The organism is Halosubterraneus shenae (assembly GCF_050510935.1).
GTDB lineage: Archaea > Halobacteriota > Halobacteria > Halobacteriales > Haloferacaceae > JBDGPU01.
The window spans coordinates 94,048-107,446 of record NZ_JBNLVO010000006.1; the positions used below are offsets into that span (position 1 = coordinate 94,048).

At 56.7% G+C, this 13,399-nt stretch carries 18 protein-coding genes and 1 tRNA gene; 8 read left to right on the forward strand and 11 right to left on the reverse strand.

All coding sequences use genetic code 11. The annotated features are described in order from the left end of the window. Positions 1-39 precede the first annotated feature (39 nt). The 4 genes from ACQE3M_RS13850 to ACQE3M_RS13865 form a co-directional block, all read right to left on the reverse strand. On the reverse strand, positions 40-222 hold the full coding sequence (locus ACQE3M_RS13850) for a hypothetical protein (RefSeq protein ID WP_225935282.1): 183 nt from the start codon (positions 220-222) through the stop codon (positions 40-42). 54 nt (positions 223-276) lie between these two features. Continuing rightward, complete coding sequence (locus ACQE3M_RS13855; protein ID WP_011222425.1) at positions 277-1,488, reverse strand: hypothetical protein; 1,212 nt, start codon at positions 1,486-1,488, stop codon at positions 277-279. 128 nt (positions 1,489-1,616) lie between these two features. Further along, on the reverse strand, positions 1,617-2,036 hold the full coding sequence (locus tag ACQE3M_RS13860; protein ID WP_011222426.1) for a hypothetical protein: 420 nt from the start codon (positions 2,034-2,036) through the stop codon (positions 1,617-1,619). 40 nt (positions 2,037-2,076) lie between these two features. Continuing rightward, positions 2,077-2,151, reverse strand: a tRNA-Glu gene (locus ACQE3M_RS13865). A gap of 98 nt (positions 2,152-2,249) precedes the next feature. On the opposite strand from ACQE3M_RS13865, the gene ACQE3M_RS13870 reads away from it, so the two are divergent. The 3 genes from ACQE3M_RS13870 (at position 2,250) to ACQE3M_RS13880 (ending at position 4,138) form a co-directional block, all read left to right on the forward strand. Continuing rightward, positions 2,250-2,813, forward strand: a complete 564-nt coding sequence (locus tag ACQE3M_RS13870) for a plastocyanin/azurin family copper-binding protein (RefSeq protein ID WP_011222427.1) — start codon at positions 2,250-2,252, stop codon at positions 2,811-2,813. 103 nt (positions 2,814-2,916) lie between these two features. After that, a complete protein-coding gene (locus ACQE3M_RS13875; protein ID WP_011222428.1) occupies positions 2,917-3,669 on the forward strand; it encodes a DUF7260 family protein in 753 nt (250 codons plus the stop codon). Between the two features lie 283 nt (positions 3,670-3,952). Beyond that, positions 3,953-4,138 (forward strand): DUF7333 family protein, encoded by a 186-nt coding sequence (locus ACQE3M_RS13880; RefSeq protein ID WP_011222429.1) that lies wholly within the window; start codon positions 3,953-3,955, stop codon positions 4,136-4,138. Positions 4,139-4,342: 204 nt separating this feature from the next. Here the strand turns inward: ACQE3M_RS13880 and ACQE3M_RS13885 are convergent, their stop codons facing one another. The 5 genes from ACQE3M_RS13885 to ACQE3M_RS13905 form a co-directional block, all read right to left on the reverse strand. Further along, complete coding sequence (locus ACQE3M_RS13885) at positions 4,343-5,497, reverse strand: multicopper oxidase domain-containing protein (RefSeq protein WP_004594571.1); 1,155 nt, start codon at positions 5,495-5,497, stop codon at positions 4,343-4,345. A gap of 168 nt (positions 5,498-5,665) precedes the next feature. Next, a complete protein-coding gene (locus ACQE3M_RS13890) occupies positions 5,666-6,391 on the reverse strand; it encodes a CPBP family intramembrane glutamic endopeptidase (protein ID WP_004594570.1) in 726 nt (241 codons plus the stop codon). Between the two features lie 98 nt (positions 6,392-6,489). Next, positions 6,490-6,906, reverse strand: a complete 417-nt coding sequence (locus tag ACQE3M_RS13895) for a disulfide bond formation protein B (RefSeq protein WP_049909643.1) — start codon at positions 6,904-6,906, stop codon at positions 6,490-6,492. Positions 6,907-6,913: 7 nt separating this feature from the next. Then, positions 6,914-7,900 (reverse strand): thioredoxin domain-containing protein, encoded by a 987-nt coding sequence (locus ACQE3M_RS13900; RefSeq protein WP_004594568.1) that lies wholly within the window; start codon positions 7,898-7,900, stop codon positions 6,914-6,916. A 104-nt stretch (positions 7,901-8,004) separates the two neighbouring features. Further along, positions 8,005-8,622, reverse strand: coding sequence for a COX15/CtaA family protein (locus ACQE3M_RS13905; protein WP_011222430.1), 618 nt, complete (start codon positions 8,620-8,622; stop codon positions 8,005-8,007). 70 nt (positions 8,623-8,692) lie between these two features. On the opposite strand from ACQE3M_RS13905, the gene ACQE3M_RS13910 reads away from it, so the two are divergent. The 5 genes from ACQE3M_RS13910 (at position 8,693) to ACQE3M_RS13930 (ending at position 12,055) form a co-directional block, all read left to right on the forward strand. Then, positions 8,693-9,655 (forward strand): transcription initiation factor IIB, encoded by a 963-nt coding sequence (locus ACQE3M_RS13910; RefSeq protein ID WP_004594566.1) that lies wholly within the window; start codon positions 8,693-8,695, stop codon positions 9,653-9,655. A 60-nt stretch (positions 9,656-9,715) separates the two neighbouring features. Next, positions 9,716-9,943, forward strand: a complete 228-nt coding sequence (locus ACQE3M_RS13915; protein ID WP_004594565.1) for a hypothetical protein — start codon at positions 9,716-9,718, stop codon at positions 9,941-9,943. 140 nt (positions 9,944-10,083) lie between these two features. Continuing rightward, positions 10,084-10,461: a winged helix-turn-helix domain-containing protein gene (locus tag ACQE3M_RS13920; RefSeq protein WP_004594564.1), complete on the forward strand. Its 378-nt coding sequence runs from the start codon at positions 10,084-10,086 to the stop codon at positions 10,459-10,461. Next, on the forward strand, positions 10,458-10,736 hold the full coding sequence (locus ACQE3M_RS13925) for a DUF7521 family protein (RefSeq protein ID WP_004594563.1): 279 nt from the start codon (positions 10,458-10,460) through the stop codon (positions 10,734-10,736). Before ACQE3M_RS13920 ends, ACQE3M_RS13925 begins: the two co-directional genes overlap by 4 nt. Further along, positions 10,733-12,055 carry an arylsulfotransferase family protein gene (locus ACQE3M_RS13930; protein WP_004594562.1) on the forward strand — a complete coding sequence of 441 codons (1,323 nt, stop codon included), beginning with the start codon at positions 10,733-10,735 and terminating at the stop codon, positions 12,053-12,055. The genes ACQE3M_RS13925 and ACQE3M_RS13930 overlap by 4 nt, the downstream gene beginning before the upstream one ends. On the opposite strand, the gene ACQE3M_RS13935 is transcribed toward ACQE3M_RS13930, so the two are convergent. Then, positions 12,052-12,435: a SpoIIAA family protein gene (locus ACQE3M_RS13935; protein ID WP_004594561.1), complete on the reverse strand. Its 384-nt coding sequence runs from the start codon at positions 12,433-12,435 to the stop codon at positions 12,052-12,054. The genes ACQE3M_RS13930 and ACQE3M_RS13935 overlap by 4 nt on opposite strands. 26 nt (positions 12,436-12,461) lie before the next feature. Continuing rightward, entirely contained in the window at positions 12,462-13,397 is a 936-nt protein-coding gene (locus ACQE3M_RS13940; RefSeq protein ID WP_004594560.1) for a cation diffusion facilitator family transporter, read from the reverse strand. Between the last annotated feature and the right edge of the window lie 2 nt (positions 13,398-13,399).

Genomic DNA, 13,399 nt, shown 5'->3' on the forward strand with positions numbered 1-13,399 from the left:
GATACCTGCTGTAACCGGGTGAAGACGATTCCTATCGCTTCATTCGAGCAATTCAAAGGCACCGAGCCCCGCGTACCCGACCGCAAAGCCCGCAACGATGATGCCTCCGGAGAGGACTTGGTAGAACGGCGTCGACGGGAGGAAGCCGGTTGCGAAGGTGCCGACAACGATCAGTACCGCTGCCAGTTCCAAAAACACGTACTGACGACGTTTTCCCCTCATATATTGAGGCATTTGTCCCCCTAGGTACCGTGAGATCACAGTAGATACCTTACCTCAGTCCGCCGGGATGATGGCAGCCGATTGATCGGGCTGTCGGGCTGCTTGGACCGAGTAGATTAGGCTCCCCGTGAAGAGGACGAAGCTTCCAACGATGAATACTGCACTGAGCGGCGAGGCCGAATCGACGAACACCCAGTAGAGAGGGGCGGCAATCGATGGCCCGGCAGCAAGTACCGCGATCTTCGCGACGAGTGGCCCACAGCATCCACAGGTACACGTCCCGACGATTGCAGCGCTTCCGGCGGTCCCTTCGGTCATGCCGGCTCGTTCCTCGACGCGCCAGTGACGGGCGATGAGAGCGGCGTTTAACCCGATGAGTGCGCTTAGCATCCCGACGACGATGACCTGGCCGGGTGACAGGGCTAGGAAGAACGGGATATGTATGAACGGGAGATGCGGAATCGCGATTTCGAGCGTCGGCCACGATACTAGCTGATAGATTGCGGGTAGAACGACGACCGTCACCTCTTCGGGGAAGCCCTCCTCGGGGAAAAACGAGAGGTATCCTGTTATAGAGACGAAAAAGAGTGCTAACACGACACCGACGCCGATGCCGAAGCGACGCGCAACCGGATCACGCATGACTGCGCGAATGACACTCCCTGCGTCCTTCCAGACAACGTAGCCGACTAGAATTGGTGTTCCGAGGACGATTGCGTACCCTAGTGGGTGTGTATCACTTGCCAGTCCAGGAATGAGGTAGGGGTACGAGATCCACAATCCCATGAGGATGCCGAGGAACGTGTATCGTGGGCGGGATGGCCAGCGGAGCCACCCAACGATGAAGCTCGCGACCATGATGCCCAAGCCACTCAGTAGGGCCAACGGCTGATACCACGACCGGGGGAACGGCATCGAACTCGCAGTATATGTCGGATCTGGGGAGAGCCCTTCGAAGAGAATTGCTCCGAGTGCCGTGATGGAGATCCCGACAAATACGCCGTAAAGGGCGGTTGTTGAGGTGATGCGATCGGTCCGTTTGAGAAGGATGAAGCCGCCGAGAATAACGGCACCAACGAAAGCAAGAAGTACACCGTGTCCTTGCGAGAGTCCACCGCTTCCGGTTGTACCGTGGGCGGACGCGACGGGAACCTGAGTGAGCGTAACAATTGCGGCAAGAAGTACAGAGAGTGGCCGAACAGACCCGATTCGAGTGGTCTGTCCACGGGAGGGATCTCCACGTGGGTGACGCTCTTCCGGTGACATTATTCTGTCTTGGACAGAGAGGCACTTCTACCTGACTGATTTACCTCTGATATCCTGGGCTTGACTGTCGTTAGATCCTGCTGGCTGTGGAAATATCCCCCTCCGAAAGTACGATCGGCACGGTGAATTCACTCGCCGTCCAGAAATACGAGGAACTGTATATGCTTGAAGAACCAGACCGGAAGAACGGCTCCAACCCCTGCAGCGAGTAGGAGACTATTCGATGCTGTCCACACGATCTGTCCAAGTACGGTGCCAATAATCAAGACGCCGTTGTATGCAATCGCATTCACCGCTAAATCGCCTCTTGACTCAGCCCGGGGCCATTTGATGAGACTGGGCCTGATTGCTGACGTCCGGCCGGATACTACTGCGATGAGAAGTCCGAGTAGGCCGGATACAAACCAGCCGAGTACAGCCGGTGGCCAGTTGTATACAACCGTTGCGGTGGCAAGAACAATCAGACACGGACTGGTGATTGTACCGATCTCTACGGAGGCATAGCGGGTCAAAATGTGTTCCTCAGTCCCTTGTTGTGCGGTAGCCATCTGTGAGGGTTATGGGTAGGGCAGTGGATCAGATCGGGGATGCTCCGTCGAGGATTTGAACCTCGGTCCTCGACGTGAGATGCCGAGATGGTTGGCCGAGCTACACCAACGGAGCAGCTTCAACTTGGAGCTTCAGTACTTCAGGTCTGGTCGGTGTCCTATTCAGTGGGAATCCGCCGTTTCCCCTTATGTTGGGGTCTTTGATAATGTGGTATGGAGCGTCGACAGGTTCTCAAGACAGCCGGAATTCTCGCAACAGGTGGCGTAACTGGTCTCGCTGGATGCAGTAGTTCGGGGAACGGAGACGGTGGCGGTGAGCCGACCACGACTGAAACGCAGGAGACAGCTGGTGGGTCTGGAGACTCGAATACTGTTATGATGGTCACTGACGGGAGCGAGTATTATTTCGATCCCATTGGTCTGTTCATCGAATCCGGGGAAACTGTGACATTCGAAATCCAGAGCGGCAGTCACTCGGCAACCGCCTACAAAGAGGGAACGAGCTCAGCATCAGTTACCCGGATTCCCGAAAGCGCAGAAACGTTCAATAGCGAAACGCTGAGTGAACAGGGCGCAACGTTCGAGCACACGTTCGAGACCACGGGGACGTACGATTACTTCTGTATCCCGCACAAGACTCTGGGGATGGTCGGTCGGATCGTCGTTGGCGAACCCGGCGGTCCCGCGGAGGGGAGTATGCCGCCGGACGGAGACGTCCCCGAAAGCCAGACCATCGTTGATCAAGGCAGCGTCTCGTACAGCTCGTTCTCCGGGTAGGCGGCCGCGTATACTGCGAGCTGTGCGCTCCGGAATCGCTTGTACACCATATGGCCGACATTGACTGTGCTTCGGACCGACAGTATGGAGACATACGCTGTCGATGACACTCGCACAAGGCCCGTGGCCGACATACACGGATGCTGCCCTCGATAGTGTTCTACGAGAACGACGTGAGGTTGAGCGCGAATGTCAAGCCTTCCAACGGTTTCGCCAGCGTATCCAGACCGTCGACACACAGACTCCTCGGTTCGAACGGTCCGTTGTTGGAGTGGATCAGAACCTTACATCCGAAGAGAAGTCGGTCCGTAATACCATCGAGCCGTGGTATCATGATACTGTGATGGCGGTCGACCACTACGGCGACGTGTACGGTGATTCGTTCGAGGCGAGCCTCAGTGCCGAATTCGGGGCCGATGTGTTGCTCCTGATCTCAGAAGCGACTACGTTCTCACCGCTCATCAAACAACGGCTCCTCGAGGCCGCACAGCAGTGTATTGACAACCGCCGAGTCTTTCTGGAGAGCCTCCAGGATGAATTCACTACCCTCAAAGACGTGCAATCTACAGTTCAAGAGATTCGAGAGGCGATAGCAGAACTTGATTCTACGAAATTACAGGGGAACTCAGATATTGAACTAACCGACCGATACGAGACGCTTCATACGTTGAATGATGAATGTAAGAGTTGGATCCAGCAACGGCAGGAGGAAATCCACGCTCATCGAATCGATCGGTCGGCAGACGTGGATGCCTACACTGACCTCTGTTCATATCTCTATGAGGGTCTGGAGGTTGATTATCCGGTATTGGCGACGTTTGTCGATATCTTGGAGATCATCTCCCAATATGAGTAGTCCTCTCTTTTACCTCCTACTCTGTCTTGACGTCGTCCTATGGCTGAACAGTAGTTGCTGATTTGGCTGCGATTAGTGCTGGCAAACTCAGCGATGGAATCGAGGAACTCCGTGCACCGGGTGCACGGCTTTCAGAATCGGCGTGAGTGGGCGTCGAACATGTTAGATAATCGACTCCGGCAATGACTGTGAAAGGGTGGGCTTCCGCTCGCACCGTGTCAATACCGGCTTCCAGCAAATCTACTTTGTTAACGGTTTTGTCTATCCGGTCACAACTGTACATATGGAATTCGACTTTGTGCGCTCGGTGGCCCCCCTTGTCGTAATTGTCGCCGTCGCGGCGATTGCGCTCACGACCGTGATGACCTCCTCGACGGTCTTTATGATGGTTCTGCCCTCGATGATTATCTTCTCGGTCATCGCGTTCTTCCTGGGAATGAAACATGGCGAGTTCCGCGCCAGTGCATAATAGGCCGACCCAGTAGCCGGAATCCGCTGTGTTGCGGTCCATGCTAGCCCCCAGCTGTGTTGATTCAGATTATTTCGATGACCGGTTCGCAGTCCTAGCGACGGCTGTTTTAGCGGGGTGATGTCGAACCAACAGGAGTCCACCTGGGTTGGGTAACCCCTATCGTTCAGTTAGATCCTGTCCTGGTCGTGGTGTAGAGGGTCTCTACGTGGAGTAGCCAGCGTACTCCATAAGTTGGTTGAAAATGTCAGTATCCATGACGGACCGATAGACCACGCCGGTGAGCATCCCGCCGGGATAGAACGTGCCGTTCATCACGTGGTTGACCTTGTGGCAGTGCATCAGGTAGATGCCGGGGTCTGCATCGGCAGTAAATTCGATCGTGTGTCGTTCAGCGGGGGCGACGTTCGTGACGTCCATGTCGTGGCGGGCAGCCTCTGGAATCGTCCCGCCGTCCTTTTCGACACGCTGGAAGCGGTGGTTATGGATATGCATCGGGTGCGACATGTATCCACCGTTGACGAGGTGGATGCGAACTGAGTCGCCCTCGTCGACGATGATCGGTGAGCCTTCTTCGGGGTGCAGCGTTCGGGGTGCGCTCTTCCCGTTGACGGTGAACACGTCCGGATTGCGACTGGCCGAATTGTATGTGAAGTCCGCCTCACCGGCCCACTTCCGCGGAACCCGCGAATCCCAGTCCTTGATCGTCATGAAGTATTCGCGGTCCGCCGGTTCGTAGCCTTCGGGATCAACTCGGTAGATCCCGTACATGCCCATGTCGATATGCCGGTGGGTCTGGAAGTGGCAATGGTAGAAATGCGTTCCAGGGACGTTAGCGGGAATCTCGTAGGTGTGTGTCTCCCCTGGCGGGACCTGAATCCCGGTCGTCGTCGGGACGCCGTCGTTCTCCCACGTCTTGCGAATTCCGTGGAAGTGAATCGTGTGGGGACGTCGGCCATCGGTGTTGTCGAGTGTCACCTCCATCGCGTTACCCTCGGTCGTTCTGAGAATTGGGCCTGGGACGCTGGGGTCGTTGTCGTCGGCCTGGAACGCCCAGACGCGTGGGAATTCGACGGGCCCACCCATTGTATCGAGCGGGTGGACGGCGTGGCGGGCCTGTTGAGTCCGCATCGTCACTCCACCACCCTGCTCGTCGACGTTGACGACTGTTGGAGGGCTGGTGTAGGGGAGATTAGGCGAGTCAGTTTGTGTCTGCGTGGCCGTATCGCTCGTTGCTGCTGGCTCGTTAGCTCCGCCCGCCGAACAGCCTGCTAACGAAGCGATACCCGTCGCGCCAGTTGCCGCGAGAAACTCACGCCGGGACAGTCCGGTTCCGGGTGCGCCGAAACGTGTGGTCATGATACACTCGGCATTTTGGTTGGCCTAAACATAGGGCGACTGCGGTGTCCCAATTCACGGGACAGTGCGTGGATATGTTCGGCAAAAGGCGAATGGAGATGGCGGCTTTTTATTTATACTTGTTCGCCGTTAGGAGTCTGAAATTGAGACGACAAAGTGGTCAGATTTTTAGAGTCCGCCCGTCGCCGTCAGATAGGCCCCTGCAAACTGCACCGCGTTATACGTCCCGTGAATCACAGCCGGCACTGTGAGGTTGTCCGTATACTCGTACGCTGCTCCCAGTACTAAGGCCAGGACGAATGCGATACCGATGTACACCAGTTTGCCTTCCCCTGACAACGAGAAGAGATGGATCGATGCGAACAGAGCGCTTGCGAGGATGATTGCACGAGCCGGATGGAGACTTTCACGGAGGGTGCCCTGTACGAGGCCCCGGAACAACAGCTCTTCTCCCGGGCCGACTAACAGGAATTGAAGGGGGATCAGAAGAAGGAATACACTCGGATTTTGTCGCCCGACCTCGACGATCTGATTCTGAGCCGAGTTCAGACCGAGGGCTGTGATTACTGAGGACGCCACAAAGAGCAACCCCAGGATCGCTATACTCCCGCCAACAATCACTGCTCCATCACGCTTGTCAGGTGAACGAACTGGAACGAATCCCAATCCGAGATCACGGCCTTTGAGATAAAGGATGGCGATGCCCCCAAACGTCACTCCTTGGAGGAAGAACGTGCTCACAACCAGTCTGAGGGCTGGGCGCGACGCGAGGTCGACTCCGAACAACCCGACTACCGTCGCGACGGCAAGGATTACGATAGCCCCCGCGACGTATGATCCATACGTGAGACCAATCGCCGAGGCGACAGACCGGAAACGAGATATCGACGACATTAATCAGATGTGAGCGTAGGGCTCCACCCTACAAGCTGGCTTCGATAGGTCGATTCCGGCGCTATTCATTCCAAGACATCCCGCGGTAGTGATTTTGTTCATAGCTGACGTTCAGGTTCGACGAGGTTGGATCCAGCGAGGACTGTAATTATCACGAGCACGAACGCGATGAGTGAGAGATTCGGAATTGTAAGTCCGAGCACCGGAGCCTGCCACTGGACAACTGCACAGGGGCCAGCAAAGGTGCATGAGGCCGTCGTTGCTTGGAGTACGGAGTGATATCCCGCGATTGAAGCTCCCACCACGGATAGTGGCACGACTGTTCGCCAGATTGTGTTGTGGCTCTCGAGGGCGGCAACGCCGAGAACGACGACAAGCGGATACATGAGGATACGTTGGTACCAGCAGAGGGTACACGGAACGAGACCGAGGCCGAGACTGAACCAGAGGCTTCCCAGGGTTGCAATCGCCGCGACGCCTGCCCCGCCTGCAAGCCAGAATCGTCCGTCGGACATCCATGACTCAGTTTGATCCAGCTGCATCTTCGATCAGCTGTCTTACTCGCTCTTCGTTTCCGAGTGGATTGACCGTCATGCCATCGATGAGGAGCGTGGGTGTGGCATCGACACCGACATCGCTCGCAGCCCTGTCAGTCGCCCGCAGCGCGTCGTCATACTGATTTTCTTGGATGGCCGTGCGGACCGACGCTGTCTCGGAGACGCCTGCGGCCTGAGCAAACTCGACCAATCTCTCGGCGGTCGCCCACTGGTCGCTCTCGGGTGGTTGATTCCCGAACACGTATTCGTGAAACGCCCAGTATGAGGCTGGGTCGGTGTTCCAGACGGCTAATCCGGCCTGACCGGCTGCCGGTGCATCGGGGCCCAAAAATGGGTCGCCACCGATATATGCCAGATTGCGGAACTCGAGCGCAATTGTTCCTGGTTCCACGTAGTCCGTCACGAGTTGTGAAAGCATCTCCGTACTGAACTGGGCGCAGTACGGACACTTCCAGCTCCCGAAGTATGTGACCATGACATCGGCATCAGCAGACCCCATCGTCGCATAGCGGAAGTCTCCAGGCGAGTCGGGAATCGGGGCAGTGGTAACGGCACCCGTATCACCTCCAGCAGTCGCGCCGTCATCCGGCTCAGTGCTCGTATTGTTAGAGAGAGCGGTGGCGCCGATCACGAGACCGGCAGTGGCGGCACCACCACCGCCGAGGAGAAGCTGTCGGCGGGTTAGTCCTCCGACAGCAGCTCCAACACCTCCCTCGGAGAGCCGCTCTGAGAACGTGAGTGAATCAACGGCTGTCTCAGCCCGTTTGTAATCCACACCTGAGAGGTCGTCGGGGTGCGCGACGAGCCAGTGTCTGTAGAGCTGCTCGTCAGTCTCGTCACCGAGTTGTTCGCCACAATAATGGCAGGCGCTGTGAACGTTCCATGTGTGGTCACGCGCTGCTCCAGCTGTTTCGAATTGATCTGTACAGATCGGGCAGGTATGGGCAGTCATTCGTGATCACTACTCCAAGTGTAGATTTCATAGGCTCCGTGTTCTGCTCTCATAGTGAGCTGAATCGTCGGTATCTGTGGCATTGTGTTATACGCAAGGGGTCATCAGCGGCGGAGATATGCGACGAGGCAGGTCGTCAGGAGACAGAGGAGAATGAGAATTGCCACGCCCAGATGCGTCGTCACGATGGTCGGTTGGAGATCTTCCGTGACGGTCAATCCTCCGAGGATAACCTGTAACGGAAGGAGGACGAGAGCGGCCGTGGCCGACCATTTGACAATCGGGGTATTACGGTGTGTCACCCACGCTCCAAGGGTCGTGCCGACGATCAGAACCCCGGCCGTCATCGCCAGTCCACGGTGAGCCCACTCAGCGAAGATTTGGAGTGCAGAGTATGGCGAGTTAGCAATGATCTCGGGTTGAAGGAAGGGGACCCACGTCCCGTAGCAGGTCGGCCAATCGGGACAGGAAAGTCCAGCACCGATTGCACTGGTGTAGGCTCCAAGAAGCATCACAATATACGTCACTAGTAGCGTCAAACTGGCGATATGCCTGTACTCGACCGGAATCCTTGAAATCGCGGTTCGTATATCGTGCCTGCGGAGTCGGGCTTGAGACATAATATTGGGTAGGGACGTTGACTTGCGGTGTGACGAGTTGATGTCTTGGAGACAAAGTGTTAAGCCGGATTCCCAGCGAGTGGGACACCGCCTGCTATTCATTGAGGAGCCGTCTCATGATACTGTTAAGAAGACACACGGTTTGTAGGGAAAACCCCTATATGCCAATAGTATGATGGCTCAAGAACATACCCAGGAACGGTCAATAGATGAACGCGACCGCGAGGTGAAGTCTGCCAACGACAACATCTGTCCCGAGTGTCAGGGTCATATTACACGGACTAGCGACAGCGGTGAGGCGACCTGCGAAAGCTGTGGGTTGGTTTTTGAAGATAATCCAATCGACCACGGTCCTGAGTGGCGTGCGTTCACTTCAGAGGAACGCGATGAAAAGAGTCGGGTCGGGGCTCCGACGACGCAGCTGATGCACGATAAGGGTCTGAGTACGACTATCGGCTGGCAGGACAAGGATGCCTACGGACAGGCTGTCTCTGGTCGCAAACGTGCTCAATTACAGCGCCTCCGGACGTGGGACGAGCGGTTCCGTACGAAGGATGCTCACGAGCGGAATCTCAAGCAAGCGCTCGGGGAGATCAGCCGCATGGCGTCCGCTCTGGGACTTCCTGAATCGGTTCGGGAAACTGCAGGCGTCCTGTACCGGCGTGCTGTGGAGCAGAACCTGCTCCCCGGTCGCTCGATCGAGGGTATGTCGACGGCGTCGTTGTATGCGGCTGCTCGACAGCACGGAATGCCACGGCCGCTGACGGAGTTCGCCGATGTCAGCCGTGTCGAGAAAATCCGGATCCAGCGAGCGTACCGATATCTGTCCCGAGAACTTGGGCTGGAGATCGAGCCGGAGGATCCCATGCAATATATTCCACAATTCGCGTCATCGCTCGACGTGAGCGACGAAGCAGAACGGCGCTCTCGAGAACTGCTTGAGGTAGCTACAGATAATGCCGTCCACAGTGGAAAGAGTCCAGCCGGGTTGGCGGCTGCCGCTCTGTATGCTGCGACCCACCTCACGAACGAACAGCTCACACAGGAGACGGTGAGTGAGGTCGCCCACGTCAGTCGAGTCACGATCCGAAATCGATACCAAGAGCTTCTCGAGGTGTACGCGCAGTATGACTGACCGGATAGCCCCTGCCGGGCGAAATCCAGCTACTGAGTGGGTCATGATACGATATTTACCATGAGCGAGTTCTCAATACAGACCGAGGTCGAGATATTGGAGCTGCTCGTTGATGAGTCACCGTGCCATGTGATGGAGATCACTAACGCCGTCGATGGACACCCGATCACCATTGACCAAACGTGTGCTCACCTCCATAGTGAGGGCTGTATTGTTCCACTGGGGAGGGGTCTCTACGAGATCACAGACGCAGGCGAACAACGACTCGAAATTCAGCACGATTCATAATTGTGTCACCATGTCTCCCCTCTTTCGATGGATCGACCGTCATGACTCTGGAACCACGATCCCGACTGAGTTCGTGGGACCAATGGGATGCCTCTCCAGCAATCGGACACCATATCCCGAGGACCACGTATTATCGAATAATGGGAGATGATTCAGTGTCGTCCGAGGACACTCCGGAGGTACAGGATGTCCTTGATGCGCTGGATGATCCCGCGTGTCGGGCTATTCTCCAGGAAACTATCGAACCAATGACTGCGAACGAACTCCTCGACGCATGTGACATCCCCAAGTCGACGCTGTATCGAAAATTAGAACTCCTCAGTTCCGCTTCCCTCGTTCGAGAACAGGAGACGATCAACCCCGGAGGTGGACGGGTTACCTACTACGAGCGGTCGTTCGAGGACGTCACGATCTCTATGGACGACACAGGTACGTTTTCGGTGAGCGTCGATCGGCCGCCGAAATCTACAGACGAACGGCTTGCAGATATCTGGTCGATGATGGGGGACGAAGTATGAACGGCGTCATCACGGCGATTGCAGTCGTCAAGTTCGTAATCCTGCTTCTCGGTGGCGGGATTACCTATATTGCATTTAAAGCCTATCGACGTACGGGTGCGGATTCGCTACGTGTCCTTGGTGTCGGGTTCGGTATCATCACACTCGGGGCAATTCTAACTGGCGTGGCCAACCAGTTCTTTTCTGTCGGATTGGCCCTCGGCGTGCTCATCAACAGCCTGTTCGTCGCCCTTGGCCTCGCGGTCATCATGTACTCGCTGTATATCCAGAAATGAACCCCGTTCCGAATGTTGCCGTTCCTGATCTCCGTCGGGGTAGCTACCTAATCCTTTTCGGCGTTGTTCTGTTCGTTCTCACGCTTGTTAGCAGTGCAATGCTCGCCCCTGCGATTGGGACGGCTTCGGAGACAGACCAGACGTCCCGAACCTTGGTCGGGTCTCAGGGGGGTGGCCCAGGCTGGCACGAATACGGCAGCGTCTATCTTCTCAACGGGACGAACACTACCTGGCGTGAATCGAGTGCTGATAGCTATTTTGACGTCACACAAACGGAGAACGGAACAGTGTTAGCCGGGTTCATGGACAGCGGGTACGCTTCGTGCGGACCGTACGAGTCTCCCTGTACCCGAACGGGATTCCGAGTCATTGACCCCGGGAAAGACCTGCAGGTGGTTTCGGAGTATAGCTTCCCGGTGCGAACGAACAAGAACAGCGAAGTCCACGATGTCGAACGACTCGAATCGGGAGAATACTTGGTCACCGATATGGAGTACGAGCGTATCTTTACTGTCAAGAACGGCGAAGTCACGTGGCAGTGGAATGCGAGTTCGTTCTACGACGCCCCACAAGATCCGACGACGACCGACTGGCTGCACATCAACGACGTGGACGTCATCGGCTCTGGGCGCTATCTCGTCTCAGTACGGAATGCCAACCAGCTACTCGTTATCGAGCGCGGCGAGGGCGTCGTTGAGGTTATCAATGAGGATACGACCGATTCGAACGATGCCAATTGCCGGAAATCCGGCCAGTTGAACGACTATGACAATGATGGCGATATTCGATGCGGTGACCCCGACGTGCTCAACCACCAGCACAACCCCCAGTGGCTCGGGGATGGTGCCGTCCTCGTTGCCGACAGCGAGAACGACCGAGTCGTGGAACTGCATCGAACGGAGGGCGGTAAATGGGAGCCAGCGTGGGCTCTTGATCGGGCAGCGGGTGTCGAGCTCGATTGGCCCCGGGATGCGGATCGCCTCCCGAACGGAAACACGCTTATCACCGACACGCTCAACCGGCGACTCGTAGAGGTCGACGAATCCGGGACTGTCGTCTGGAGCGTTCGAACAGAGCGTATCCCATACGAAGCCGACCGACTGCCCTACGGTGAGTCTGTCGGAGCCCCGAAGTACACGACTAACGGAAGCAGCGTCGACAGCCCTGACGCCGGCGTGCCGGTTCTCTCACTACTGCTGGTCGGGCTTCGGGCAGTCGTTCCGTCAACGCCATTCTGGTTCCGGGAACCACAACTTGGACTGACGCTTGTCTCTACACTCCTCATTGTCGTCGGCGGAGTTGATCGTATTCGTAACTAAATTTCCTCTCGAAGCCAGTCGAGAGCTCGCTCGCGTTTCTTGATGTCGAAATATCGCATTTCGTTGGGGGCGACTGGCCAGATCGGTCGGATTGCATACCACCAGTCGAACAGGAGTTTTGCCCATCGTGTATCGCCGACTGCGGCGTACCGGTCGATATCGAACTCAGGGCCGTACCGGAGATCGGGAACCACCCCGTGGAGGTGTGTGAGAAACGCCCTGAACGTCCAGTTCGGAACTTCCTCGTACACGTGGATGTACCCGTGCTTATCGCTCTTTTCGACGAGGAGTGAGTACAGCTCTTGATAGCCTGTTCGCGTGCCCTTCCCGACGCGAATCGCAATGAGGTTCTCGTTCGTCTCGTCCAACACCTCGAACATTTGATCGGGTGCTGTGTGGGACATCGTTAGTGGGAGTGATTCGTCGTACCGACAGGGTCAGTATCGGGATCGGTACGCCCGACGAGCTCCACGGTTGCGTGGTCGATTCCTCGATTCGTGAGATAGTCGTGAACCCGTGACTGGATTCTCCGTTGCTCCTCGAGTGTGGTCGACGTATCTGTCAGTCGGACGGTTGCGACGGTGAGTTGACTACAGACTTGCCAGACGTGGAGATCCTCAATCTGGTCGACGCCATCGAGTGTCGTCAATTCATCCCGGAGTTCTTCGGACGACACCGGGCTCCGTTCCAACAGGATCGAGGTGCTTTCCCGGAGGACGTTCCCGGCCGACGCGAGCACCAGCAGCCCAATGAGTACGGCCGCCACAGGGTCTGCGATGGGGAGATCGAACACTGCGACGGCGGCGGTCGAGACGATTACCGCAACAGAGCCACCGGCGTCACCGAGCAGGTGGTAGAACGCCCCGCGCTCGTTGAGACTCATCTCACCACCCTGCAACACGTACACGGAGCCGATGTTTACCAGCAGGCCACCCGTAGCGATGATCAGCGTCAACTCGGGATTGATCGCCACTGGCTCAAGGAACCGCTGGTAGGACTCCCAGACGATGTATCCGACCATTGGAAGGAGCAAGACGCCGTTCAGGAAGGCCGCAACCGGCTCCAGTCGGTGGAGACCGTACGACCACGCCTCGCCACCCTCGAACCGTTCGGCGGTGTAGCTCGCGCCGAACGCCATCGCGTACGCCAGCATATCGAACAGCATGTGGAGTGCGTCGCTGATAAGCGCGACCGACCCGAACAGGAGTCCACCAGCCAGTTCGATGACGAATCCAAAGAAATTGACGACCGCGACGAGCGCAAGCCGACGCGTACTGCCACTTGATTTAGACGGGAGGTTGTGCTCTGCGGTCTCCTCATCAGTATGCTCGTGAAGGGTCATAA

Coding starts and splice junctions, on each gene's coding strand:
- ACQE3M_RS13880 (WP_011222429.1), top strand. CDS start 3,953: ATGGAATTCGACTTTGTGCGCTCGGTGGCCCCCCTTGTCGTAATTGTC.
- ACQE3M_RS13850 (WP_225935282.1), bottom strand. CDS start 222: ATGAGGGGAAAACGTCGTCAGTACGTGTTTTTGGAACTGGCAGCGGTA.
- ACQE3M_RS13900 (WP_004594568.1), bottom strand. CDS start 7,900: ATGACTGCCCATACCTGCCCGATCTGTACAGATCAATTCGAAACAGCT.
- ACQE3M_RS13935 (WP_004594561.1), bottom strand. CDS start 12,435: ATGTTCGAGGTGTTGGACGAGACGAACGAGAACCTCATTGCGATTCGC.
- ACQE3M_RS13885 (WP_004594571.1), bottom strand. CDS start 5,497: ATGACCACACGTTTCGGCGCACCCGGAACCGGACTGTCCCGGCGTGAG.
- ACQE3M_RS13910 (WP_004594566.1), top strand. CDS start 8,693: ATGATGGCTCAAGAACATACCCAGGAACGGTCAATAGATGAACGCGAC.
- ACQE3M_RS13930 (WP_004594562.1), top strand. CDS start 10,733: ATGAACCCCGTTCCGAATGTTGCCGTTCCTGATCTCCGTCGGGGTAGC.
- ACQE3M_RS13905 (WP_011222430.1), bottom strand. CDS start 8,622: ATGAATAGCAGGCGGTGTCCCACTCGCTGGGAATCCGGCTTAACACTT.
- ACQE3M_RS13860 (WP_011222426.1), bottom strand. CDS start 2,036: ATGGCTACCGCACAACAAGGGACTGAGGAACACATTTTGACCCGCTAT.
- ACQE3M_RS13940 (WP_004594560.1), bottom strand. CDS start 13,397: ATGACCCTTCACGAGCATACTGATGAGGAGACCGCAGAGCACAACCTC.
- ACQE3M_RS13915 (WP_004594565.1), top strand. CDS start 9,716: ATGAGCGAGTTCTCAATACAGACCGAGGTCGAGATATTGGAGCTGCTC.
- ACQE3M_RS13875 (WP_011222428.1), top strand. CDS start 2,917: ATGACACTCGCACAAGGCCCGTGGCCGACATACACGGATGCTGCCCTC.
- ACQE3M_RS13870 (WP_011222427.1), top strand. CDS start 2,250: ATGGAGCGTCGACAGGTTCTCAAGACAGCCGGAATTCTCGCAACAGGT.
- ACQE3M_RS13855 (WP_011222425.1), bottom strand. CDS start 1,488: ATGTCACCGGAAGAGCGTCACCCACGTGGAGATCCCTCCCGTGGACAG.
- ACQE3M_RS13890 (WP_004594570.1), bottom strand. CDS start 6,391: ATGTCGTCGATATCTCGTTTCCGGTCTGTCGCCTCGGCGATTGGTCTC.
- ACQE3M_RS13920 (WP_004594564.1), top strand. CDS start 10,084: ATGGGAGATGATTCAGTGTCGTCCGAGGACACTCCGGAGGTACAGGAT.
- ACQE3M_RS13925 (WP_004594563.1), top strand. CDS start 10,458: ATGAACGGCGTCATCACGGCGATTGCAGTCGTCAAGTTCGTAATCCTG.
- ACQE3M_RS13895 (WP_049909643.1), bottom strand. CDS start 6,906: ATGTCCGACGGACGATTCTGGCTTGCAGGCGGGGCAGGCGTCGCGGCG.